This window comes from Serratia symbiotica, from assembly GCF_000821185.2.
Lineage (GTDB): Bacteria > Pseudomonadota > Gammaproteobacteria > Enterobacterales > Enterobacteriaceae > Serratia > Serratia symbiotica.
The window spans coordinates 1,287,006-1,310,465 of the sequence record NZ_CP050855.1 but is presented as its reverse complement, the minus strand read 5'-3'; the positions used below and the strand labels follow the sequence as shown (position 1 = coordinate 1,310,465).

19 protein-coding genes and 3 pseudogenes are annotated in these 23,460 nt (G+C 51.4%); 8 read left to right on the top strand and 14 right to left on the bottom strand.

What is annotated here, in order from left to right:
* Positions 1–63: 63 nt before the first annotated feature.
* The gene (gene icd, locus SYMBAF_RS06595; RefSeq protein ID WP_040265827.1) at positions 64–1,317 is read left to right on the top strand and encodes an NADP-dependent isocitrate dehydrogenase; all 1,254 of its coding nucleotides are present in this window, start codon (positions 64–66) and stop codon (positions 1,315–1,317) included.
* Between the two features lie 109 nt (positions 1,318–1,426).
* On the opposite strand, the pseudogene SYMBAF_RS06590 reads toward icd, so the two are convergent.
* A pseudogene (locus SYMBAF_RS06590) lies at positions 1,427–1,587 on the bottom strand (integrase); the annotation flags it as partial.
* On the opposite strand from SYMBAF_RS06590, the pseudogene SYMBAF_RS17605 reads away from it, so the two are divergent.
* Positions 1,580–1,878, top strand: a pseudogene (locus tag SYMBAF_RS17605) (IS5/IS1182 family transposase); the annotation flags it as partial. The pseudogenes SYMBAF_RS06590 and SYMBAF_RS17605 sit on opposite strands and share 8 nt — an antisense overlap.
* Positions 1,879–2,071: 193 nt before the next feature.
* Here the strand turns inward: SYMBAF_RS17605 and SYMBAF_RS06585 are convergent.
* From SYMBAF_RS06585 to SYMBAF_RS06575, 3 genes are read right to left on the bottom strand one after another with little or no spacing between them, the layout of a single operon-like run.
* A complete protein-coding gene (locus tag SYMBAF_RS06585) occupies positions 2,072–3,373 on the bottom strand; it encodes a cytosine permease (RefSeq protein ID WP_040266257.1) in 1,302 nt (433 codons plus the stop codon).
* Positions 3,374–3,393: 20 nt separating this feature from the next.
* Positions 3,394–4,083: a helix-turn-helix transcriptional regulator gene (locus tag SYMBAF_RS06580; protein ID WP_040265828.1), complete on the bottom strand. Its 690-nt coding sequence runs from the start codon at positions 4,081–4,083 to the stop codon at positions 3,394–3,396.
* Positions 4,084–4,110: 27 nt separating this feature from the next.
* On the bottom strand, positions 4,111–4,521 hold the full coding sequence (locus SYMBAF_RS06575) for a GNAT family N-acetyltransferase (protein ID WP_040265829.1): 411 nt from the start codon (positions 4,519–4,521) through the stop codon (positions 4,111–4,113).
* Between the two features lie 882 nt (positions 4,522–5,403).
* Between SYMBAF_RS06575 and SYMBAF_RS06570 the strand changes: the two genes are divergently transcribed.
* A complete protein-coding gene (locus SYMBAF_RS06570; protein WP_040266258.1) occupies positions 5,404–6,273 on the top strand; it encodes a nucleoside-specific channel-forming protein Tsx in 870 nt (289 codons plus the stop codon).
* 475 nt (positions 6,274–6,748) lie between these two features.
* The gene (locus SYMBAF_RS06565; RefSeq protein WP_040265831.1) at positions 6,749–7,282 is read left to right on the top strand and encodes a chorismate mutase; all 534 of its coding nucleotides are present in this window, start codon (positions 6,749–6,751) and stop codon (positions 7,280–7,282) included.
* 98 nt (positions 7,283–7,380) lie between these two features.
* Here SYMBAF_RS06565 and SYMBAF_RS06560 read toward each other — a convergent pair whose 3' ends face one another.
* From SYMBAF_RS06560 to rsmF, 7 genes are all read right to left on the bottom strand, one after another.
* Positions 7,381–8,313, bottom strand: coding sequence for a Csu type fimbrial protein (locus tag SYMBAF_RS06560; RefSeq protein ID WP_040265836.1), 933 nt, complete (start codon positions 8,311–8,313; stop codon positions 7,381–7,383).
* Positions 8,314–8,333: 20 nt separating this feature from the next.
* Positions 8,334–10,697, bottom strand: coding sequence for a fimbria/pilus outer membrane usher protein (locus tag SYMBAF_RS06555; RefSeq protein WP_404829937.1), 2,364 nt, complete (start codon positions 10,695–10,697; stop codon positions 8,334–8,336).
* 64 nt (positions 10,698–10,761) lie between these two features.
* Positions 10,762–11,514 carry a fimbrial biogenesis chaperone gene (locus SYMBAF_RS06550; protein ID WP_040265838.1) on the bottom strand — a complete coding sequence of 251 codons (753 nt, stop codon included), beginning with the start codon at positions 11,512–11,514 and terminating at the stop codon, positions 10,762–10,764.
* A gap of 21 nt (positions 11,515–11,535) precedes the next feature.
* Positions 11,536–12,084: a Csu type fimbrial protein gene (locus SYMBAF_RS06545; RefSeq protein WP_173424343.1), complete on the bottom strand. Its 549-nt coding sequence runs from the start codon at positions 12,082–12,084 to the stop codon at positions 11,536–11,538.
* A 5-nt stretch (positions 12,085–12,089) separates the two neighbouring features.
* Positions 12,090–12,566 carry a Csu type fimbrial protein gene (locus SYMBAF_RS06540; RefSeq protein ID WP_040265841.1) on the bottom strand — a complete coding sequence of 159 codons (477 nt, stop codon included), beginning with the start codon at positions 12,564–12,566 and terminating at the stop codon, positions 12,090–12,092.
* A 29-nt stretch (positions 12,567–12,595) separates the two neighbouring features.
* Positions 12,596–13,114: a Csu type fimbrial protein gene (locus tag SYMBAF_RS06535; RefSeq protein ID WP_040265843.1), complete on the bottom strand. Its 519-nt coding sequence runs from the start codon at positions 13,112–13,114 to the stop codon at positions 12,596–12,598.
* 419 nt (positions 13,115–13,533) lie between these two features.
* Complete coding sequence (rsmF, locus tag SYMBAF_RS06530; RefSeq protein WP_040265844.1) at positions 13,534–14,970, bottom strand: 16S rRNA (cytosine(1407)-C(5))-methyltransferase RsmF; 1,437 nt, start codon at positions 14,968–14,970, stop codon at positions 13,534–13,536.
* A gap of 277 nt (positions 14,971–15,247) precedes the next feature.
* On the opposite strand from rsmF, the gene SYMBAF_RS06525 reads away from it, so the two are divergent.
* The 4 genes from SYMBAF_RS06525 (at position 15,248) to htpX (ending at position 19,843) form a co-directional block, all read left to right on the top strand.
* Positions 15,248–15,745 (top strand): GAF domain-containing protein, encoded by a 498-nt coding sequence (locus SYMBAF_RS06525; protein WP_040265846.1) that lies wholly within the window; start codon positions 15,248–15,250, stop codon positions 15,743–15,745.
* 95 nt (positions 15,746–15,840) lie between these two features.
* A complete protein-coding gene (proQ, locus tag SYMBAF_RS06520) occupies positions 15,841–16,527 on the top strand; it encodes an RNA chaperone ProQ (RefSeq protein WP_040265848.1) in 687 nt (228 codons plus the stop codon).
* Between the two features lie 19 nt (positions 16,528–16,546).
* Positions 16,547–18,595, top strand: coding sequence for a carboxy terminal-processing peptidase (gene prc / locus SYMBAF_RS06515; protein WP_040265850.1), 2,049 nt, complete (start codon positions 16,547–16,549; stop codon positions 18,593–18,595).
* 369 nt (positions 18,596–18,964) lie between these two features.
* Positions 18,965–19,843 (top strand): protease HtpX, encoded by an 879-nt coding sequence (htpX, locus tag SYMBAF_RS06510; RefSeq protein ID WP_040265852.1) that lies wholly within the window; start codon positions 18,965–18,967, stop codon positions 19,841–19,843.
* Positions 19,844–19,882: 39 nt separating this feature from the next.
* Here the strand turns inward: htpX and SYMBAF_RS06505 are convergent.
* From SYMBAF_RS06505 to SYMBAF_RS06495, 3 genes and pseudogenes are all read right to left on the bottom strand, one after another.
* Positions 19,883–21,152 (bottom strand): annotated as a pseudogene (locus SYMBAF_RS06505) (transposase domain-containing protein).
* Between the two features lie 117 nt (positions 21,153–21,269).
* A complete protein-coding gene (locus SYMBAF_RS06500; protein ID WP_040265854.1) occupies positions 21,270–22,661 on the bottom strand; it encodes an L-cystine transporter in 1,392 nt (463 codons plus the stop codon).
* A gap of 170 nt (positions 22,662–22,831) precedes the next feature.
* On the bottom strand, positions 22,832–23,392 hold the full coding sequence (locus tag SYMBAF_RS06495; RefSeq protein ID WP_040265856.1) for a metal-dependent hydrolase: 561 nt from the start codon (positions 23,390–23,392) through the stop codon (positions 22,832–22,834).
* Between the last annotated feature and the right edge of the window lie 68 nt (positions 23,393–23,460).

The following is a 23,460-nucleotide window of genomic DNA, read 5'->3' as shown; positions in this document are numbered from 1 at the left end:
GATGTAGTATCTACCCACATCTTACAAAACATTAACAAAAATTGCGCGTATAAGGAGAGATTGATGGAAAGCAAAGTAATTGTTCCGGCAGAAGGTAAAAAGATTACGGTCGATGCCCAGGGTAAACTGATCGTTCCAAATAACCCCATCATTCCGTTTATCGAAGGCGATGGCATTGGCGTTGATGTTACCCCTGCTATGATTCATGTGGTTGATGCAGCTGTAGAAAAAGCCTACCACGGCACCCGCAAAATCGCATGGATGGAAATTTACACTGGCGAAAAATCCACTCACGTTTACGGGAATGATGTGTGGCTACCGGATGAAACCCTGGATCTGATCCGTGACTACCGTGTTGCCATCAAAGGCCCGTTGACTACCCCGGTTGGTGGTGGTATCCGCTCCCTTAACGTGGCTCTACGTCAGCAGTTGGATCTATACGTGTGCCTGCGTCCAGTACGCTATTATCAGGGCACCCCAAGTCCGGTTAAACAGCCAGAACTGACTGATATGGTGATCTTCCGTGAAAACGCTGAAGATATCTATGCTGGCATTGAGTGGAAAGCCGGTTCTGCGCAAGCAGATAAAGTGATCAAATTTCTGCGTGACGAAATGGGCGTGGAGAAGATCCGCTTCCCAGAGCAGTGTGGGATCGGCGTCAAACCCGTCTCCGAAGAGGGAACCAAGCGTCTGGTGCGTGCGGCGATCGAATACGCTATCACCAATGGCCGTGATTCCGTGACCCTGGTTCACAAAGGCAACATCATGAAATTCACCGAAGGTGCTTTCAAGGATTGGGGCTATGAATTGGCGCGTGAAGAGTTTGGTGGCGAGTTGATTGACGGTGGGCCATGGCTGAAAATCAAGAACCCAAATACCGGTAAAGAGATTGTGGTGAAAGATGTGATCGCCGATGCCTTCTTACAGCAAATATTGCTACGCCCAGCGGAATACGATGTGATCGCCTGTATGAACTTGAACGGTGACTACATTTCTGACGCCCTGGCAGCCCAGGTTGGCGGTATCGGCATTGCACCTGGTGCCAACATCGGCTCTGACTGCGCGCTGTTCGAAGCGACCCACGGCACTGCGCCTAAATATGCCGGCCAGAACAAAGTGAATCCAGGTTCCATTATTCTCTCTGCCGAAATGATGCTGCGTCATATGGGTTGGACAGAAGCCGCCGACTTAATTGTTAAAGGAATGGAAGGGGCGATTGCCGCGAAGACCGTAACCTACGATTTTGAACGTTTGATGGATGGCGCTAAGTTGCTGAAATGCTCAGAGTTTGGTGACGCCATCGTTAAACACATGTAAGTATTGTTGTTAGCATATAGCCAACATAAATTGTTAGTTTTATGTTGGCTTTTGGTCTTCGAGTCTTCCACCAAAACTCTTCCCCAAAACTGTATAAAAAAAGTACGGTTTAAACTGCGATTACCCTCCACTCTTTCCCTCGATCATCGTTATATTTATCCGTCATTTTTTGCGATTTATGCCCCAGCAGTTTTGCGTCTCCAGCCCCTGTTCCCGATACAGACGTTCAGACAGAGAACGTTGTTCATGGAAAGTTGGCGCGGTTCCCTCCGCGAAAGGGGCGGGTTACTGGCCTGAGGCGTATGCAGATCGTACCGGGCTGTGGCGAATCAACGCCTGACAGGTCGCAATGCGCGATGGAAGTGACCAACGGCCTATAACCGGCGGTCAATAGCGGAAACTGCTTTGTACAGGGAAAAACCATTGTTCGGCGATTCGCTGACGTTACATGACTATCAGGATCAGGTTGCAGAGGTTTTGGCCATAGTGCGTGCTCTGAATAAAATGACCAAGGCAGGTAGGCCAAAAGTGTACGCATTGCCTGAGCGTCGGAGCTGCTGACCCAAAATCCGATTTATTCAACAAAGCCGATCAAAATACTAACAAGCAATCGCTGACGGACTTTTATAATAAAGCTCAGAGAGGGAGCGCTTTTCCCTACTCTGAGTATCAAGGCTATTTTGCTACTGACACTTGGCAATCCCACCTTTTTCGTTTTTTCAATAATTCGCACCAGCAGAGGGTGGCTCAATGATCACCGAGGGTCTGGCGTGATGGCCGGCTTTTGCGCGCGGCTGAACGCCAGCTTTAGCGCCCAGTAGAGCAGGCTGGCGGCCAGCAGTGAGTTGATGGTCGGTACCCCCCACTCGGTAACCAACCCGACGATGCCGCCAACGATACTGGCACCGATCGCTGCCCAGCCGATAGTGACGGTTTCATCCGGCAATTTACCGGTGAGCTGGCTGTCATCCAGGATTTTGCGGCTGCTGCGTAACAGATAGTAATCCACCAGCATAATGCCGATAATCGGCGGGAACACCACGCCGAGCACGGTCAGGAAATCGACGAAACGATCCAAAATACCCAGCACTGACAGCGTGGTGCCCAGTATGCCGATGACCAGCGTGGTATAGGTATATTTCAACTTCTTGCCGGTGATGCCTTCGACCGCGTTAACGATGCCCAACGAGGAGGAATACAAGTTGAGATCGTTGACGCGCAGGGTGGAGAATACCACCACCAGCAAGCCTGCGCCGCCCGCCGCCTGCGACATAATGGTCACCACGTCCGCAGTGCCCAGCGTTTTGGCGATCAGGATCGCCAGGCCGTTGACCACAAACTCACCGGCGACGATGGTGAAAATCGTCACGCCCAGCACATGCTTGCTGTTTTTGGAGTAGCGGGTCAGGTCGGGGGTCATCAGGCTGGCGACAATGGCACCGCCCACGACGATGGTGATGCCGGCGCTGATGGTCAGCGGTTCGCCTGGTGACGCCAGTTGAATGATTTCCTGCAAGTTATGACTGGACAGGGCGGTGACGGAGATAAAGGCCACCAGTATGATAAACATCGGCACCGCAATGCGCGCGGCGATGCGCAGCGCCTTGAAGCCAAAGGCGACTAAAAGGGTCAGCAGGCTGCCGGACAGCCCGGCGGCCAAGCCAAACCCCAGTTTGTTGCCCAAGGCGAAATCGAGCGACTTGGCGAAGATGGCGTTCTGGATGCCAAACCAGCCCAGCAGACTAACGGCCACCACTACACCGATCAGCACCGAACCGATGCGGCCGAAGCCGCACCAGCGCGCCAGCAGGCTGCCGGAAATTCCTTCACGCATGCCTGCCAGCCCGAGGCCGTAAGTCACCCCGCCAAAGATCAGGCTGCCGATGACAATGGTGCTGAAGGCGTCGATCAGCGTCATCGAGTTGCCAAGCACCGCCCCTAGCATAAACTGATCGAGGGCGGTCAGCATGCCCATATGTACTATGGCCACGCTTAAAAACGAGACTCTACTATCCTGCGGCACGCGGCTGAGCGGATAATCTTCAATCTTTATCACGGTGAGGTATTCCTTGCTGTTCAAATAAATTGGATGCCTTTGGCTATCAGGCGATCGGGAATATAGTTGTCCAAGCAGGCGTATTTGCAAAACTCTTCGAATTGCTGCTGCGTATGGACGTTGGCTTTTTGATAAATGTTATATATTCGATTTTCTATCGTTTTATTGCTGATGCTGTATATTCTTGCGATCTCTTTCACGGTAAACCGCTGAAGCATTAAAAATATCACGTCGAGTTCGGCTCGGGTGAACAAGTCATTATTCACTTCGGTGGTCAGCACGCTGGGTTTTTGCTGGTTAATGTACTTCAACGGCGACAGGCTGTTCATCGGCTTGGCGTTCCACATCACGCCGATCACCTGTTTGTCATCGTTGTATATCGGCAGTTTCTCACTGATAAACGGCGTCAGGCTGTCTTTCCCGTACCAATAGTGGGTTTCAATCACCGTGACGCGTTCGCGCGACGCCTCGGTCATTTTGTCATGCTCGATGAAATCGGCAGCGCATTCGGCCCAGTCGGCGGGGAATTCATGATCAAGCTTGCCAGCAACGTCAAAATTCAGCGGCGTGTTGGTATAGCGGTAGGCGGCCCTGTTCATGTAGAGGTGGCGAGACTGCTGGTCTTTGATGCCCCAGGGGTCGCTCAGGTGCTCTATCATGGTAGTGAGGCTCTTAAAATAATATTTATTATTTTTATTGGGGGGATCCATGCTTACCTCAGATCTGCTGAAGCTGATTTAAAGGTTTTTAGCCAGGTAGTGGCGAGTGTGCCGATGCGCATAGCCGGGCAAATCGCCAAAGACTCGGTAGCCGAGTTTTTCGTAAAAGCCTTTGGCTTGAAAATCGAAGGTATCCACACAGGCCATGTGGCAGCCGCGTTTGCGAGCTTCTTCTTCGGCCTGCAACATTAACTGGCGGCCATAGCCACTTTGGCGGTATTGGTCGCCAACCCAGAGATATTGCACCTCAAGGCCGCCCCACCAGGTTCTGGCGACCAGACCGGCGACTATCTGGTTATCGTCATCGGTTAGGGTCAGGAACAATGGGTGAATGTCGACGGGCTGAGTTTTATCGTTATGGGCCCAGAGGCTATCGATAACGAATTCTTTATCATTCGGGTTTGGTTGATCGGTTACGTTGATATTCATTTTTATTACCTTGATTAAATAGTTCAAATCTAAACCAAATAGATATATCCCAATGGGGTTTGCTATCATTTTTATTAATATATTACAAGGGTGATTTTCACCCTTTAGGTTGGTGGGTCTGGCGCTTATAGTTACTTCAACAGGACGAAAGAATAGCGCCTAGCGCGGTAATAATAGTTGAAGTCCTGTCCCACAGATTTTTCCTGCTTGCGTCTCACCAAGGCATTATCAGGTTGGGAGTTGTCATTGACGGCACCCTCATAAGAGCAAGATACCTTGCCGTGAGGGTGCCGTGCTTTTGTTGCGGTTTGTGTGTTACCGTGTCCCGGCACCTTGTTAAGAATTTAAACTTGACTAATGACTTCATCAGTTGCAATGCCTGACAGAAACCTGATCGGCTACTATTGTTTACGGCTAACCTCATCAAACCCGATTGCACCGGGCCATCTCGATGGCATCGCCTTTTGATTGCGCAGGGTGTAATGCGTGGTGCCGAGGATACGCTGCTGCTCCCTTCGGTGATTGAAGCCCTGTCTCTGATATCATGCTGGTGATGAACGCCAGCATTTTCTTTGCTGCTACATGCTCTGAGTTAGCCTTTGCCGCTGATAATAATGGGGTAGGCATAGTTTAAAAAAACATCACTCATGATTTGAGTCGCAAATTTATGTGAATCATATTTTGACAAATGTTAGCGCAATCGATTATGTATTTAGGGGATGCATGATGAGATCACAGATTTCAATGAATCAATGATTTCTATTATGCGGATACACGCGTTACCTAAATGTGTTTTGCACAGGTAACGCCAGGACTCATCGTCATCATCTTTTCTAATCTTGTGGGCAAGAAATGGCCCTTTAAAGCATGTGGTATAATAAAATGAAAAAAATAACTCTCACAGCAGGTGTACTTCTTGCTGCCTCTTACAATGCGTCGTCAATGGCTGATAGCAAAAACGGTGAGTATGTCTCCGATTGGTGGCATCAGAGCGCGAACGTGGTGGGCAGCTACCACACACGTTTTGGGCCACAACTGAACAATGACGTGTACTTGGAATACGAAGCCTTCGCAAAAAAAGATTGGTTCGATTTCTACGGTTACGTTGATGTGCCGAAGTTCTTCGGCGTGGGCAATACCCCGGATCGCGGCATCTGGGATAAAGGCTCCCCAATGTTTGTGGAAATCGAGCCACGTTTCTCTATCGATAAGCTAACCGCCACCGATCTAAGTTTCGGCCTGTTCAAAGAGTGGTACTTTGCCAATAACTACATCTATGATCTGGGCCACAATGTCGATGGACGTCAAAACACCTGGTATATGGGGTTGGGTAGCGATGTCAACACTGGCCTGCCGATGAGCCTGTCGTTGAATATCTATGCCAAATACCAGTGGGAAAACTATCAGGCGGCTAACGAAAATAGCTGGGATGGTTACCGCTTTAAGGTGAAATACCTGGTGCCGCTGACTCCACTATGGGGGGGCAACCTGAGCTATATTGGCTTCACCAACTTTGATTTTGGTTCCGATCTGGGCAAAGACAACGCTGCCAGTAAGCAGGTGCGCACCCGTAACTCAATCGCTTCCAGCCATATTCTGGCGCTAAACTACGATCACTGGCACTACTCATTTGTTGCTCGTTACTTCCATAATGGTGGACAATGGCAGGATGGTGCGGATATTGGCACGCCGCAAGGCCCAATCAAGTCCACTGGTTGGGCTTATTACATTGTTGCTGGTTATAATTTCTGATTTTCCATGGTATCGGAATAGAAATCTGAAAGAGTCCCAGCAATGAGGCACTAAAACAACAGGACAGGCATAGCGAGAGAGGTGATCTTTATTGTGTCCCCCCATTTAGAGCCTATCCCGGCAGGCGTACATTGTTGCAGCCAGTTTGGAGCAGGACAGCGTGCAACAATCGGCGCGTACAGGGAGTAGCTGAGGATGGTGAGCACTATCCGGGTGCAAAATGGCAAATAAAATAGCCTAATGGGATAGGTTCTAAATGAGATCTCCTCTATGCCTGCTTACCATATTTAAAGCGGACTGCACTGGAGTCACATCAAAATTGATGAGTTGTTCATGGCTCATGTTTTCTGACTGCACAGGGTGGTGCAAATCGCCGTAAAAATGTTGCTGATGAATTCTACGCCATAGATCCTACTTGCTTGCAGCAGAGTGATCGTGGTTAATTCTGTTGCTTAACACTGAAAAGGGAACCGTTATGTTTAGGGTATTACTGATAGCTTGCTGTTTGTCCAGTTTCCCGGTGCTGGCAGATAGCGCCGCCGCTATTGGCGGTCTGGTAAACCAACGGCTGTCCTTTATGAAGGATGTGGCTGGTTATAAAGCGCAACAACATTTGCCGATTGAGGATGTCACGCAGGAGGCCAAGGTCTTGGCTGTCAGCGAGGCGGAAGCAGAACGGCTGGGCTTAGTTTCGACGTCGGTGCGGCCGTTAATTGTAGCGCAAATGGACGCCGCTAAGGCGATTCAGTATCGCTATCGTGCAGACTGGCTGGCGACGCCAGAGCCAGGCTGGCAGCCACGCCCGCTAGACAGCGTGCGCTCGCAAATTGCTCAATTGAGTAGCCGCATCCTACAACAATTGGTCAAGCAACTACACACCGGACCGCTGACTGATGCGGATCGTGGGGATTTTTTGCGTACGGTTAATCAGGTCAATCTTAGCGATGCGGATAAACAGCGTCTGTTTGATGCCTTGCTGGTGGTCAAAGTTGGCAAGACAGGTTGCTAAAGATATTTTCCGCCGATGCTGCGGTGCCAGCACGCAGATGTGCATCATGTATGGGCTGGCAACCCTTCAGTGACCTTAGAGCCTATCCCATTAGGCTATTAATATTCAACCACAAAGCTAAGGTTGTCCTGATAAATACCTACCGGCCTTTCAGGCTGTGCCGCATTGACTGCGGCTTTGTAAGTAATGCTCTGCACCAGCCCGGTACCCACACCACTGCGCTTGTTAGTACTGTCCCAGATGGTCGTGGTGTTGGGTAAATAAATCTGATACTGCATAAAGTCGCTGAGGCCACTCCTCATTTGCCGCCAGTTGCCGGTAGGGTTATTGCCGTTGGTAAAGTAAGTGTTGTATCCCTCGGTTTTTGTGCAAGTTAGGGTAATGCTCTGATTCACCGGGTTAAACTGGCCTAGCAGCGCCATGTTGCCGAAGTTAACATTTGGCGCAGTGCCGATCAGGCAATCCTTGGTAATCGCCATACTAACGTTCACCGTGCTGGTCTCGTTAACACCGTCCCACCCAATGCATAATCCGAGTAGGCCAAGCCCACAGATATGATAATTCCAGACCAGATGGATGGTGTCGGTATAGGTGCCGGCGCGCACATTGGCACCGGCTGATGTCTTGATGTATAGCGGGAAGTCAGCATTGGTGGAAATCAAGATCAACGACAATAAATTCAATGAATTGTAGTCGATGGTTTGCCCAACGCTATAGGGATCCTGATAGTTGGCATCAGGATAGATCAGATAAGGGATATGATCGCCGGATCCATCGATATTGGCCAGCGCCATACCGTGGGTGGTGGCAGCAATTTTCACCGTTACGCTATTTTGCGACACTATCGATAGATTCAGGCCGGTGCAGTTTAACCCTGCTGTACCCTGAGCGCTGGTCTGGCCGTTATACACCACGAAAGAACTGCTGCTAGGCAGGATCACAGTGCCATCGGTGGTGATACAGTCTGCCAGCGCCCACCGGCAGTAAAACAGCAACAAACTTAGCAGTAACACTTTCAATCCCCGAAACATATTTATTCTCCGTAGCTGGGCTACCGACAGGTGACCGGGCCGATACGTTGGATGCCTTGGCTTTTTGCCAAGCTGAACTGCGCCTGGCAAGGTGAGCCGCCATCGGCTGGGATCACACTCAGCCGATTATGTTGCTTAACGGGGTCGATATAGGTCATACCGTCCCAGCCGACATAGCTTTGCTGATTGCTGCCGACCACCGCCACCTGGCTACCGTTGGGCAACGGTTTGCCCTGCACATCAACCAGTTCGACGTCAGCAGCGGAAATTGGTTGGATCGGGAAATCAATCAAGAAACCGCTGTGGTCGCGGATTGCCACGGTTTTTTCCACCGTAGGGAGAGTCACATCGGCGGGTAGACTGAGCGGATCGATCTGGAATCGGGCGTGATAATAAGAGGTGACTGTTGGCACCAGCAGATAGCCTTGCGTATTGGTCACCCCGATAAGCTGGTTTTCGTAGCGTACTGGGATGCCGGGATGGCCTTGGGTAGAAACTAAGGCAAAAGCGTCGTTAATAGTATTGCTCGCGTACAGGCCGCCATTCATCATTACCAACGAGCCGCTTACATCTCCCCGATAGGTGTAATCGTTGCCGGTGCTGTAGAGGCTGGTCTGTGCCTCAAGCAGGTGGGTGCGCCAGGTCAAATCAGCCTGGCGGTAGGCACCGCTGGCCTGACCATTGGCGTAGGAAAAATTCCAACCCAGACCGCCGTCAGTTGGCGCGGCGCGGCTGTAACCGACGCGTTCACTCCAGCGGTTGCGGCTGTCGCGAGCGACGCTCAGACTGGCGGTGCCCCAATGATCAAAGGGAATAGAAATCTGCAATTGGGCGCTGCTGCCACGGCTGCCTATCTCGTGGTTAAGTGAGGCGTATAGGTTGATATTGTTCCACGGTGACAGGCTGTAGGACAAGTTTACTAAGCGGGTGCGTTGGTTGATGGCATCCTGCACGTCGAAATAGCCTGCGCCAATGTTGCCAAAGCGATTAAGGCTGACGCTACCGGTCAGTTGATCGGTGCGTCGGCTCAGCCGATAGTCGCTTTTATACACCGAGATATCGCCAAAGCTGGCGCTGCGCAGGATGCGCTGGGCGTTTAGGCTGAAGTGTTGATTGCTATAGGTATGACCGACGCTAGTTTGAGTGCCATGCGTAGCGGTATAGCGGTAGACTGGTGGTGGGGTGAATTCATTCGGTTTTCCGCCATTGAAAGCGTTATCGCCTGCTTGACTGTAGCTATATGAGGCATTGAGTACTCCTAGTTGACCTATGCGAATATTCGCGCCCAAGCCGCCAACGGCCAGTTTTGCTGCACCTTCTACCCGGTCTTCCATCGTCAGCCAGTCAGTGACGCCGTAACGCCCGCTAGCGCTAACCCCCCACTGCCCGTAATCTGCTGATGCCGTGCCATAATTGTGCCGCAACACTCCAACGGAAACACTGAAGTCACTCATGCCGGGTTGTAGCAGATTACTGGCGACGTAAAACGGTACCGTGGTACTGACCTGGCGACCCTGTATATCGGTAGTGACTACCGTAGCCTGGCCGGCACCATTGATATAAGGCATGCTATCGAGGGTGAACGGCCCAGGATTGATGTTGGTGGTGCTGTCTTTATAACTGTTGATATACAGATCGACACTACTTGGCAGTGCGGCCTGACCGGAAAACTGCGGCAGCGGGTAGGTGATCAGATCTGGACGCACGCCGAAATTGCGTGCCAACTGTACACCACCGAGACGGACTGCGCTGCTCCAAGACAGCGAACCGGTCGTAAAGTCACCGACGGTAAAGCTTAACAAACGCTGATCGTCAGTGTAACGCCATTGGCTATCGTAGCGGATGTAGCGGTGACCAGCGCTATCGCTGGCTACGCTGTTAAAGCTGCTGCGGAAAATACCGGTATTGGCGATCACCCCGAAACCATCGAACAGCCGCTGTTCGCTCCAGGCGGATAGATAACCTCGCTGCCTGCTACTTTGGTTGGCATAAATGTCGTAGTTGAACAGCATACCGAGGCTGCTGCGCGCGGGTAGCGGTTGCAGCGGGTGTTGAGCGCCGATCCTTTGCTGTGGCAACCAATCATTGGGCACATTGATCAGCAACTGCTGGCTTTCGCCATTGTAGCTGACATCGACCTTATCTAGATGATCGACCGCAATTTCCTTTGTTTGTTGATTAGCCAGCGGTAGCCCCGCATCATTCAATTGCTGCGGGGTCATGTAATAATGACCGCCGCGATAATTCACTGGCACCACCTGGCCGGTTTGGCGGCCATTAACTACCGGCTCCAAATACAGTGTCGTGTTCGGCATAGGGAGACGACTGGGTGGCGGTGGTAGGTCATCGGCGTACGTAAACAATGGCCAGACTCCAGCTGCCATGCTCAGCACAACGTAGGCTAGTGGCTTAAATCCGAATTGCCGATCGATAGCAAGCACATGGGCCTCAGTAAGACGGGATGACTACGGGCTGCTCGTTATCATTGACCGTCGCCAGCAATTTGCCATGGCTGAAATTGCCCGCTGAGGGTAGGGCAAAGCGCATCTGAGAACTGGGCAGTACGTACCCTAATAGACCAGGATTCAGGGTATTGCCCTGCATCGTCACTTTGGAAATACGGGCATGGACTATGCCCTGATTGCGTACTACCAGCCAGCGCTGGTTGCCTTGTTGCAGCAACCGGTAACTGAGCTGCGGCTGGCTGGCTGTGGTGAAATCGCGTGGTTTTCCGCTAACTTGCTTAGTCCATACGCCCTTGCCACTGACAAACAGCGGCACCGAGTAACGCATTTGGAATTTCAGCCCCATCTGCGTGTCACTGATGGGCTGATCCTTCATCGGTACTTCATCGATCAACACGCGATAGGCACGCTCTTGGCCGGCTGAGGGTGCCGATTGTTTGATTAGGCGAATAAGCTGGCGTTTACCTGGGGCGATCGAGGCCACTGGTGGGCTGGCTATCACCGCGCTTTGCGTGCTGTAATCGTCTTTGTCGGCCATTTGTTGCCAGCCTAACACGCGTATTTGCATATACACCGGCACCTTGTCGCGATTTTCCAGCCACAGCTCGGTACCCGGTTGTTGATCTTCAATCACAGGATCGATGGGCCAGATCAGAATGGATGCGCTGGCCAGCGCTTGGTTTGAGCTGGTCAAAAGCCACACCGCCATCAGCGACAGGCGCAAGAGTGTGCACATAGCTATATCCTTATTCAGAAATTAATAAATTATCGTCAATAAGACGGTATCGCTGTAAATGCCACTGGTGGGCAGAATACTGCTCGAAAACAAACGGGCGTAAACATTGATTTCTTGCGTGTTGCCAGTAGCGGTGATGGTTCGCACCATACCGCCATTGCTACCGTCACCCCATAAAATGGAATAGTTGCTGTCTTGGTAAAGCTGATATAGCAGCGTTTCTCCGCTAGTGGCGTTTTGTAATTTGCGCCCAGCGGTGATCGAGCCAGTGACATGGTTACCGATACTCAGTGCTAATATCACGTTCAGCTCAGGGTTGCAGCGCAACTGGACCGAACCGGCACCGATACGGGAAACGATGCGAATATCGCTGTCTAGAGAGGATATTTGACCAAAGTTCAGGTTGCCGAAAGTGTCGGTGTCACTGGCTCCGCTCCCCAGCACGCAGCCCTTCACCACCGATGCGTTGACGGTAAACGGATGGCTTTTAGTCATCTCGTTAGTGCCGATATCGCCCAAGGCCGCGCACAGGGGGAGGCAGAACAATAATCCGCAGATTGAAACGCGCATTGTCATTACCAATTGATCGTAACCTGTACTGTATCGGTGTAGCTGGCGGGGGGCGGGGTCGTTTGAGCGGGTATCAGGCCATACATGGGCAGCCAGTTATCCACGCCGTTGGCAGTTTGCGACACGCCCGTTACATTATCCCAAACAGTGCTGTGAGCGGCACTGATATAAAGGTTGTAATTCACCCGCTGACCGGTAGCACTCTGCAGGTAGCGTGCTGCGGTATTGCCGCTTCGCCCGCCACTTAGCAAGACAGTGTAGCTGGTGCCGTTATTGCATTTTACCCGAATGGCACCGGCATTCTGCTGGCTGGCAGCGCTGACGGCACTGCTGAGAGAGTACAATGCGCCAAAGTTTAGCGAGCCAAAGCTGTTGTTACCGCTTGACGTGCTGCCTGCCTCACAGGCGCTCACCACAGTGGCGCTGATACCAATAATGGCGGTCTTGCTGTCTGCCATCGTCGCTGGGCAGAGTGCCAGCATGGTGCAGCAAAAAAACGTCCGTAGCACTTTTACCAGGTGATCGTCATGGTGACGGTATCTTGATAAATGCCTGCCTCTGGCGTGGCGGCAGCGGGCAATACACGTCCATAGACGATCAATGGGACTGCGACACCGGTACCGACGTTGGTCATGGCTTGGGCAGCGCTGCCCCAGTTGGTTAAGTAGGTAGCATCCTGGAACAGCTTATAGCTGACGAAAGTACCAGTGGTGCTGGCCATTCGACGGGTTTCGCCGGTAGCGTTTCGCCCGTTGTCCAGCTCAACTTTGTAGTGGGTGCCGGTGGAGCAGGCCAAAGATAAAGGGGTGGCGCTACCTTCAATGGCTTTGTCCAGTGAGGAATGAGTCCCAAAGCTGAGTCCGGCAAACTCGCTGATGATGCTGCCGACTGGACTACCGCTTAACGCACAGCCAGCACCGATGGTTAAGTCTACCCCCATAGTGCCTTGAATAGTGCCTTCGGCGTTGGCTATTCCGTTGGCTGTAAGCAGGGTGAGTACCGAGGTCAATACCTTCAGAGTCTTTTTCATATTATTTCCTTACTACGTTAATAGAAAACTCTTAATGACGCCACCTAGACTTGAGTTAAACACATTAATTTACTTACAGTTTAATTAATAGAATAAGAATACCAAATTGTCTTGATAGTAGACTAAAAATTTTTACTTTGCCGATTTTCTGTATCTTACAGCCTGATAAAAAATGCGATAAATGGTTATCATGCTAATTGATGGTTACATAATCATCATTGGTTCTTATCTTTCTCCAGTAGAAATACCTATCGGTATGGGAAGTAAGAACCTATCCCAGTAGGCGTACATTATTGCAGCCAGTTTTGATCAGCAAAGCGCATAACAACCGCAGTGTACAGGGAGTCCGTGAGGATGGTGATTACAGCTCAGAACCAAAATGGCAAATAAAATAAATAGCCTATGGGATAGGTTCTGAGTCATAGATGAAAATCCAGCGCACCATTGCGCACCAGATCACGCGGCAGGCTGTTTTTTATCCGGCTACCAATGCGCTTGGCGATGCCCAGCGGCTGTTGTTGATAGGTCACAATGCACTCGTCGCATTCCGGTGGCTGCTGCGGGTAGAGATCGCGGCCGTGATACCACTCCTGAGCTAATGTGGCATCCAACTCAAAACGGAGTTTGCCATCCGCGCTTGCCAAGGCAATCACCGCCTCATGTTGCCAGCGGAAACCTTTCGAAAAACGTTCTGCGAGCTTCAAGCCGATGCGTGAAAAACGTACTTTGCCGATCAATGGCTCTAGCTCTGTTGGGAATAGCCATATTTCTTTATCCCGCGCCCACAACTGGCTGGTTTCATCCCAGGCCAAGCCTAAAGCCGCTGCTGCTTGGCTGATCTCGGCCGACTCTTTACCAGAGAGCGGGGTGAACGGAAATTTACCCAGTTTATAGTGCGGTTTTGCTGGTGGAGTGATGGTATGGTTCTTGCGCAACCGTGCCACGAAGAAACCCTCGCTGTCGTAAATTTGTGGGAACACATGCAGAAAACCCTCAGCAGTGAGTGCTTGTTGTGCGCCAGGGAACAGCTCGCCGAGCGGTTCGACGCTGACTGCGTTGCCGTATGTTGTCAGCAACCATTGGACAATTTGTTGATTTTCCTGCGCGTTGAGGGTACAGGTGGAATAGACCATCACGCCGCCCGGTACCAGCGCGTGGAGAGCGCTGTCGATCAATTCGCGTTGGGTGTCGGCGATCTCGGCAACGCTTTCTGGCGACCAGTTGCTCATGGCGTCTGGATCTTTGCGTACCACACCTTCGCCGGAGCAGGGCGCATCCAGCAGAATGGCGTCAAAGCTTTCCGGTAGTGCAGCGCCGAACACCCGGCCATCAAAATGGGTTAGAGCGACGTTTTTCACCCCACAACGGCTTAGGTTGGCATGCAGTACCTTGACCCGGCTGGAGGAGTACTCGTTGGCGACGATGCTGCCTTGATTGTTCATCAGCGCCGCAATCTGGGTGGTTTTGGAACCCGGTGCCGCAGCAATGTCCAGTACCCGGTGCGGCTTGCCGCCATCGGCAAACAACGCGCTGACCGGCAGCATCGAGCTGGCTTCCTGAATATAGAACAGGCCGCTCAAATGCTCGGCAGTGCTACCCAGCAGTAGTTCTTCATCTTCACGATCAATCCAGAAGCCTTCCGCACACCAAGGGATCGGCTCCAACCGCCAGTCGTAAGCTTGCACCAGCGTCAAAAAATCGGCGACGCTGATCTTGAGGGTATTGACTCGTAGACTGCGGCGTAGAGGGCGTTGGCAGGCGGCGATAAAATCGTCCATCGACAGTTCGGCAGGCATAACGGCTCGGATTGCATCGAGGAAAACGGGGGGAAGAACAACGGCGGCGAATTTGGCCACGGGCGAACTCTCAGGCAGCAATAGAGGCGCAGGAGTTTACCACAATGTGCAACTGGCATGCGCAAATCCCTGTGGGAAGTGGAAAGATAGCGGTGTTGCATGCCATTTCGGCTCTGGTAGATGCAGCAGGCAGTATTTGTTCGGCAAACATGCCTCGCTGGGGAGCGTTTTGCGAAGCAACCGAGGATTGACCTTGTGACTCTACGCATTTAGTGCTTATTTTATAGGTTCTCAGTTTTAGGCTTGTAGTTATATTTGCTGGTTTAATGGTTAACACATGATAAAAGAACAATTCTACGCGGAATTAAAACGTGATTTGAGTACGCTACTGGACGGGGAAACCAACTTTATCGCCGTACTGTCCAATGCCAGCGCGCTGCTAAACCAGCGGCTGGACAGCGTGAACTGGGTTGGTTTTTACCTGATGGATGGCAATCAGCTAGTGCTCGGCCCGTTTCAAGGCAAAATCGCTTGTGCGCGCATTGCGGTTGGCAAAGGTGTGTGCGGTACGGCCGTAGCGGAAAACCGCGTGCAACGGGTCGGTGATGTTCATGCGTTCCCCGGCCATATCGCCTGCGATGCGGCCAGTAATGCGGAAATCGTGCTGCCGCTGTGCGTTAGTGGCCGGGTTATTGGCATTCTTGATATCGATAGCACAGTTTATCAACGTTTCGATAAAGAGGATGAGCAGGGCCTAAAAGCAGTGGTGGCGGGGCTTTGTGCACAGTTGGAACAGTGTGATAGTGCGAAATACATTACTGTGGCCGCAAGTTGATCTACGGTTAGCGTGGCATTTACCGATTGCGTCATTATAATGACGCCTGTTCATGCCTGCACTGGTTGGCAAACCCGTTGTAATCAGGAAATTTCATGGAAAATCAACCCAAGTTGAACTCTAGTAAAGAAGTCATTGCCTTTCTTGCCGAGCGTTTTCCGCTCTGTTTTAGTGCCGAAGGTGAAGCTCGCCCGCTGAAGATTGGTATTTTTCAGGATTTGGTCGAGCGTGTGCAGGAAGAGAACCTCAGCAAAACGCAACTGCGTGCGGCTTTGCGCCTGTATACGTCAAGTTGGCGGTATCTGTATGGTGTCAAGGTTGGCGCGCAACGCATCGATCTGGACGGCAATGCGTGCGGCGAGTTGGAACAGCAGCATGTCGATCATGCTCGTCAACAACTTGAAGAAGCCAAAGCGCGCGTTCAAGCGCAGCGTGCCGAACGAAACGCTAAAAAGCGTGATGCTGCCGGTGCCGAGCCACACCCTCCGCGCCCAGCCGGTAAAAAGCCTGTTGCACGCCGCGAAGGTGTAACGGCAGCGGAGAACCGCAAGCCGCGCCCACAGCAAGCCCGTCAATCTCGAGCAGTATCCAAAGAGGAAAGCCAACCACGCTATGCGCCAGTGACGGATATCTCTAAACTGAACATTGGCCAAGAGATCAAAGTCAGGGCAGGTAAGAGCGTGATGGTTGCCACCGTACTTGAAATTGCGAAAGACGGTGTACGTGTGCAACTCTCCTCCGGTCTGGCGATGATTGTGCGCGCAGAACACTTGCAGTTCTGATACGGAGGCCAACTAGGGCATGAATAAATTTGTCAGATTAACAGTAGTGGTGGGGTTGTTGTGGGCGGGGGGCAGTTATGGAGAGGAAACAGCCAATACTCGTATCACTCAACTGCCTCAACTGCATCAGAAAGCGCAGCACGCTACGGTTAGTGAGCGTGTTACCTCGCGGTTCATTCGTTCTCATTATCGGCAGTTTACCCTTGATGCAGACTTTTCAGGTAAGATCTTTGATCGCTACCTGAATATGCTGGACTACAGTCATAACGTGTTACAGGCTTGCGATGTGGCACAGTTCGCCAACGGAAAAACCCAGGTGGGTGAAGCGCTGAAAAGCGGTATGTTGGATATTTTTTACGATCTGTACAATTTGGCATTGAAACGCCGTTTTGAACGTTACACCTATGCGTTGTCGCTGCTGGAAAAGCCAATGAACTTTACCGGCACCGACACTATCGATCTTGACCGCAGCAAAGCGCCATGGCCGAAAGACCAGGCTGAGTTAGATAGTCTGTGGGATGCGAAAGTCACTTACGACGAGTTGAACCTCAAACTGGCTGGTAAGACCGACAAACAAATCCGCGACACACTGACCAAACGTTATCAGTTTGCCATCAAGCGCCTGACGCAAAGTAACAGTGAAGACGTATTCCAGTTGGCGATGAACGCCTTTGCACGTCAAATCGACCCACACACAAACTATCTGTCCCCACGCAATACCGAGCAGTTCAATACCGAGATGAGCCTATCGCTGGAAGGCATTGGCGCAGTGTTGCAGATGGAGGATGATTATACCTTGATTAATTCTATGGTGCCGGGTGGACCGGCGGCGAAGAGCAAGGCGATCACCGTGGGTGACCGTATTGTGGGTGTCAGCAAGGAAGCCCAAGGTATGGCGGACGTGATTGGCTGGCGTCTGGACGATGTCGTCTCCCTGATCAAAGGGCCGAAGGGCAGCAAAGTGCGTCTGGAGATCCTTCCTGCCGGCAAAGGGGCCAAAACTCGCATGGTTACTCTGACGCGAGATCGCATCCGTCTGGAAGACCGCGCGGTAAAAATGACTATCAAGACCGTTGGCAAAGAGAAAGTGGGGGTGCTCGACATCCCTGGCTTCTACGTGGGGCTGACCGATGATGTGAAAGTCCAATTGCAGAAGATGGCTAAGCAGAACGTCAAAAGTGTGATCATCGATCTGCGTACCAATGGCGGCGGTGCGTTAACCGAAGCAGTATCGCTGTCCGGCTTATTCATTCCAAGCGGTCCAGTGGTGCAGGTGCGTGACAATAACGGGAAAGTACGTGAGGACGCTGATACTGACGGAGTCACTTACTATAAAGGCCCACTGGTGGTGTTGGTTGACCGCTTTAGCGCCTCTGCTTCCGAGATCTTTGCGGCAGCGATGCAGGACTATGGCCGTGCGCTGATCGTCGGCGAGCCGACCTTCGGTAAAGGTACGGTGCAGCAGTATCGGTCGCTGAACCGCATTTATGATCAGATGTTGCGACCTGAGTGGCCGGAACTAGGATCGGTGCAGTACACCATCCAGAAGTTCTACCGCATCAACGGCGGCAGCACTCAGCGTAAAGGGGTGACACCAGATATTCTGATGCCGACTGGCGTCGATCCGGCGGAAACTGGTGAAGCGTTCGAAGATAACGCCATGCCGTGGGACAGCATCAAAGCGACCAACTATATCAAAGCGGGCGATATGACGGTATTCGAACCTAAACTACTGAAAGATCATCAGCAGCGCATCGCCAAGAACCCTGAGTTTCAATACATTATGCAGGATATTGCACATTACAAGGCGCTGAAGGACAAACACAACATTGTGTCACTCAATCTAGCCGTGCGTGAGAAAGAGACCCACGACGACGATGCGACCCGCCTGCTGCGCTTCAATGATCGTTTGCTGCGTACTGGTAAGAAACCGCTAAAGTCGCTAGATGATCTGCCGAAGGATTATCAGCAACCTGATCCGTATCTGGATGAAACCGTCTATATAGCGCTGGATCTGGCGCATCTTGAAAAAGACCAGGTGACTCAACAGTTGGTGGCTGCCAGGTAAGCCACTAATGTATCGTTAAAAACGCACTTTCAGGTGTAATGCCAATCAGTAAAGCTACTGACTGGCATTTTTTGCATTGGCAGTTATCTGTGCGGCTTTACTTTCGCCATTCGCCCTATTTGTCGGTAATTTTATCCCTACCCGCACTTTGCTTACTTTAAGGAGCAGCGCTGCCGATTTCCTATAAAAACGCTACTTAAATGTAACAATTGTTTAAATTTTTAAGCTCAGATGACATACCACTTGTGTAAAGTTTCGTATTTCTAGTGAGCTAATAGTGCGCAATTCTTGAAACTGTGATAAATACCCACACGTTCTAGGGTAGTGTAAGTAGTATCCTGTTAACATTTACGAGGAAATAAATATTTTATGATGCGTATAGCTCTGTTCCTACTCACCAACCTGGCGGTGATGTTGGTTTTTGGGCTGGTGCTCAGCCTGACAGGGATCCAGTCTAGTAGTGTTCAGGGCCTGATGATCATGGCCGGTCTATTCGGCTTTGGCGGCGCTTTTGTATCGTTGCTTATGTCCAAATGGATGGCGCTGCGCTCCGTTGGTGGGGAAGTGATTGAACAGCCGCGCAACGAAACTGAGAATTGGCTGCTAGATACGGTGCGCCGTCAGTCGCAGCAGGTGGGTATCGCTATGCCACAGGTTGCTATCTATCACGCGCCTGACATTAACGCCTTCGCCACTGGTGCGCGTCGCGATGCCTCGCTGGTTGCCGTTAGCACTGGCTTGCTGCAAAGCATGAGCCGCGACGAAGCGGAAGCAGTGATTGCGCACGAAATCAGCCATATCGCCAATGGCGATATGGTGACCATGACACTGATCCAAGGCATTGTGAACACCTTCGTTATCTTCCTCTCGCGTCTGATCGCGCAGGTGGCGGCTGGCTTCCTGAATCACCGTGATGGCGAAGAGGAAAGTAACGGTAACCCGGTGATCTATTTTGCGTTGTCGATGGTGCTGGAGCTGGTGTTCGGCATTCTGGCTAGTATGATCACCATGTGGTTCTCACGTCATCGTGAGTTCTATGCTGATGCAGGTTCTGCCAAACTGGTGGGTCGCGAGAAGATGATCGCTGCGTTACAGCGTTTGAAAACCAGCTATGAGCCGCAAGAAACAGGCAGCTTGATGGCATTTTGCATCAACGGTAAATCCAAGTCGTTCAGCGAACTGCTCATGTCACACCCGCCGCTCGATGTGCGTATTGAAGCGCTGCGTTGCGGCCAGTACCTGAAGTAATTGCCTGAACAAAAAAACGGGGTAGTTCCCTAATGCTGGTCACTTAAGGTGACCAGCAGTTCTTTTGTCAGGATATTTTTTCGCTTTTGTCTTGACCTCCCGTGGATAACTTCTCTCCCTCCTGCCCGGTAATATCAGCCATTTTGCATGCTCATACAGACTCCTCAGTTCTCCGGGGATTTTACCCGGAGAGGCCAGCGGCAGCGCGTTATCAGCAGTCGGGTTATATGGCTTATCGCACCGCTTAAGCTCAGCTGATAGGGCAGGTCATTCCCCTTTAGGTGGAACGCCATTCTAACCATTTGATACCGTACCAAGTTATACATCAGGAGTACGCCCCAGCGCTCCTGTCGTACCAGTTTCGGCAACCGGCTGCGCAGAGTCCACCTGCTGTTCAGCATTCCCTGTTTGGTTTCCCTGTAACCCAACTCTATTTCCCAGCGATGTTGGTATAACTCGCTGATTGCATTACCCATATACCTGTTATGGTCGGTCAGTGAACTCAGCATCTGCCGCTCTTTTCCGCCCACTTTCCGGGGCAGTTGCCTGGCAGTGATTTCTGTCGGTAGTCCGGGCCACTGTTTTCGTGCATGTGAGGTGGTTTTCAGGCTGACGATTTCATCAGCACGCCCCAGGCGGCGAATAACTTCATACTGTGTTTTTTTTCTCAGCAGTAACAGCCAGTGACGGTTCTTTCCCGCCATCTGCCAGTGGTGGAGTAGCCCCAGTGAGTAAAATCCTTTATCGAACAGCGTGATGCCTCGCTGTCAAAGATGCTGGCATTTATCAGATGGCTGCTCAGCTCCATCAGGCAAACCATACGCACCTGTGGGTAGCCACCTTCACCATGCTGATTCTGCGGTTTACTGAAGGCAACCCGGTTCTCTGGTGTGTCCTGAGTTCGCCAGACCAACCCATCCACGCCGAGCAGGTGCAGCCCGTACCATTGCGGATGGGCGGCTTGCTGATTCCAGTGTTGCTGCGTGATATCAAACAGCTCCCGGATCACATCCTCTCCAAACTTTTTACGGCGCTGAATAACTGAACTGCGCGCAGTAAAAGGCGCACCGGTTCGCTCAGTAATACCCATAAGATTAACGATTTCAGTCATCGGGCGGTTACAGAAGACCGCCATACCAACGACCAGCCAGACCATGGATTCGAGGGGGAGTTTACGCTTACGCAGTGTCACGGTATCGGTAAGAGCCAGCGCTTTATGAATAAGCTCTGCGGGAATGAGTTTGGACAGGGAACGAACCTGCTCCGCTGAGGTGATATTGATAATGCCAAAAGCCTGAGAAAGTTCTATCAAAAAGGATCCATGCAGAAACATGAACCCTTTTTACAGCAGCTACAGGATTGTTCAACCGCTCCTTAAATGATCGGCATTAAGGTAGTTCCCCGCTTTTTTTCGCTTAAAGGGAGACTAGTGGTGAGCAAGCCTCACTTTATCCTCGTTGTTCATCACTGCTTTATCTGTTTGCTTCATCAACTGGCTGGTAATGGTGCCAGCAACCATGGAACCGTTGACGTTGAGCGCGGTGCGGCCCATATCGATCAGCGGCTCTACTGAAATCAACAGGGCGACCAGTGTCACTGGCAGGCCCATTGCTGGCAGTACAATCAGCGCGGCGAAGGTTGCGCCACCGCCAACACCTGCTACGCCAGCGGAACTCAGGGTGACGATACCGACCAAAGTGGCTATCCACACAGGATCCAGTGGGTTGATACCGACAGTTGGGGCGACCATCACCGCCAACATTGCCGGGTACAGGCCGGCACAGCCGTTCTGACCAATGGTGGCACCAAACGAAGCCGAGAAGCTGGCGATGGATTCCGGCACGCCCAAGCGGCGGGTCTGTGCTTCAACGTTCAGTGGAATGCTGGCAGCGCTGGAACGGCTGGTGAAAGCGAAAGTGATGACTGGCCATACTTTGCGGAAGAACAGTATCGGGTTAACGCCAGTGAGGGTCAGCAAGGCGGCATGCACCACAAACATAAGCGCCAGACCAAGGTATGAAGCCACCACAAAGCTGCCGAGCTTACCGATGTCATGGATGTTAGAACCAGCGACCACTTTCGTCATCAACGCCAGCACACCATACGGCGTTAGCTTCATCACCAGCCGCACCAGCTTCATCACCCAGGCCTGCAAGGTATCGATAGCCATCAGCACTCGCTCACCTTTCGGCTTATCGTCTTTCAGCAGTTGTAGCGAAGCTACGCCGAGGAAGGTTGCGAAGATCACTACGCTGATAATCGATGTTGGGCGGGTACCGGTCAGATCGGCAAATGGGTTTGCCGGAATGAAGGACAGCAGCATCTGCGGTACGGTAAAATCAGCCAGTTTGCCCACATAGTTAGTTTGGATAGCGGACAAACGTGCGCTTTCCTGTACCCCTTGAACTAATCCTGAGGCAGTGAGGCCGAACAGGTTAGTCATCAGCACGCCCACCAGTGCCGAGATCAGTGTGGTGAACAGCAGAGTGCCGATGCTCAGGAAGCTGATTTTGCCCAGTGAAGATGCATTATGCAGTTTAGCTACCGCACTTATGATCGAGGCAAACACCAACGGCATAACGATCATTTGCAGCAACTGCACATAACCGTTGCCGACGATGTTGAACCAACTAATGGATGCTTTCAGTACTGGGTTGTTCGAACCATACGTCAGTTGCAGCGCCAAACCGAATATCACGCCGACCCCCAGGCCGACCAAGACTTTTTTCGCCAGGCTCCATGGCTTGTGACGGGTTTGTGCTAACAGCAATAGAAGGGCGACAAAGATCGCCACGTTAATTACCAGTGGAAAATTCATCCACAATGTCTCCAATAAATTTTTTTCATATAAAAATGACCATAAACGCCCATATGTAGCGATGCAAATATCCTAACAGCTTGCTGCATGGCTTATTTATATCCAAATTGAATTGGATATAACTTTTTAGAATTATTGTATTATTAATATGCGCATTGGTGATTTATTGGTCATTTTGTGTGATTAAAATCTAATATTTTTATTTGCCCAAAATACGACTGTATTGGAATGATGCACCCGCCTTGCCAATAGAGAGCAAACGCCACCAAGCAGAGACACATAGCGCGTTCCAATTGATTACCTTTATGAGAATTTAGCAGCGGTAGGCGAAAACGCCAGCGGCAGGGCCACAGTAGCGGCACGCCGGCGGGGGTTAGCATGTCGGCCAGGAGATGACTGAAATAGCCGATAATCATGGCATGCAGTACGTCAGGAGGGATTGGCCAACTGCGTGGAAACTCCAACCGGAATAGCACTATACCACCGGTGATCGCCAGCAGGCTGTGGGTGAAGCCTCGGTGGCCAAAGGCGCGAGCGATGGGAATGGCAATCCAACTCAGGCGCTGGCCCAATACCGATTTGGGATGGTCTATATCGGGCAGCAGCGAAGTCAGCAATGCGGCCGGGATAATGTGCCACCAGTCGCCAGTGGTCAGTTCTAATGTCACCTCGGCCTTTTTGGCGAAGATCGCGCAAGCGACAGAGAATATAAGATGTCCTTCCGCAGTCATGCTGTGGTTATTCCGGCTGATAAACTGTTAATTTATCCAGTATATATAAAAATTCCTGGCAGCGGAAG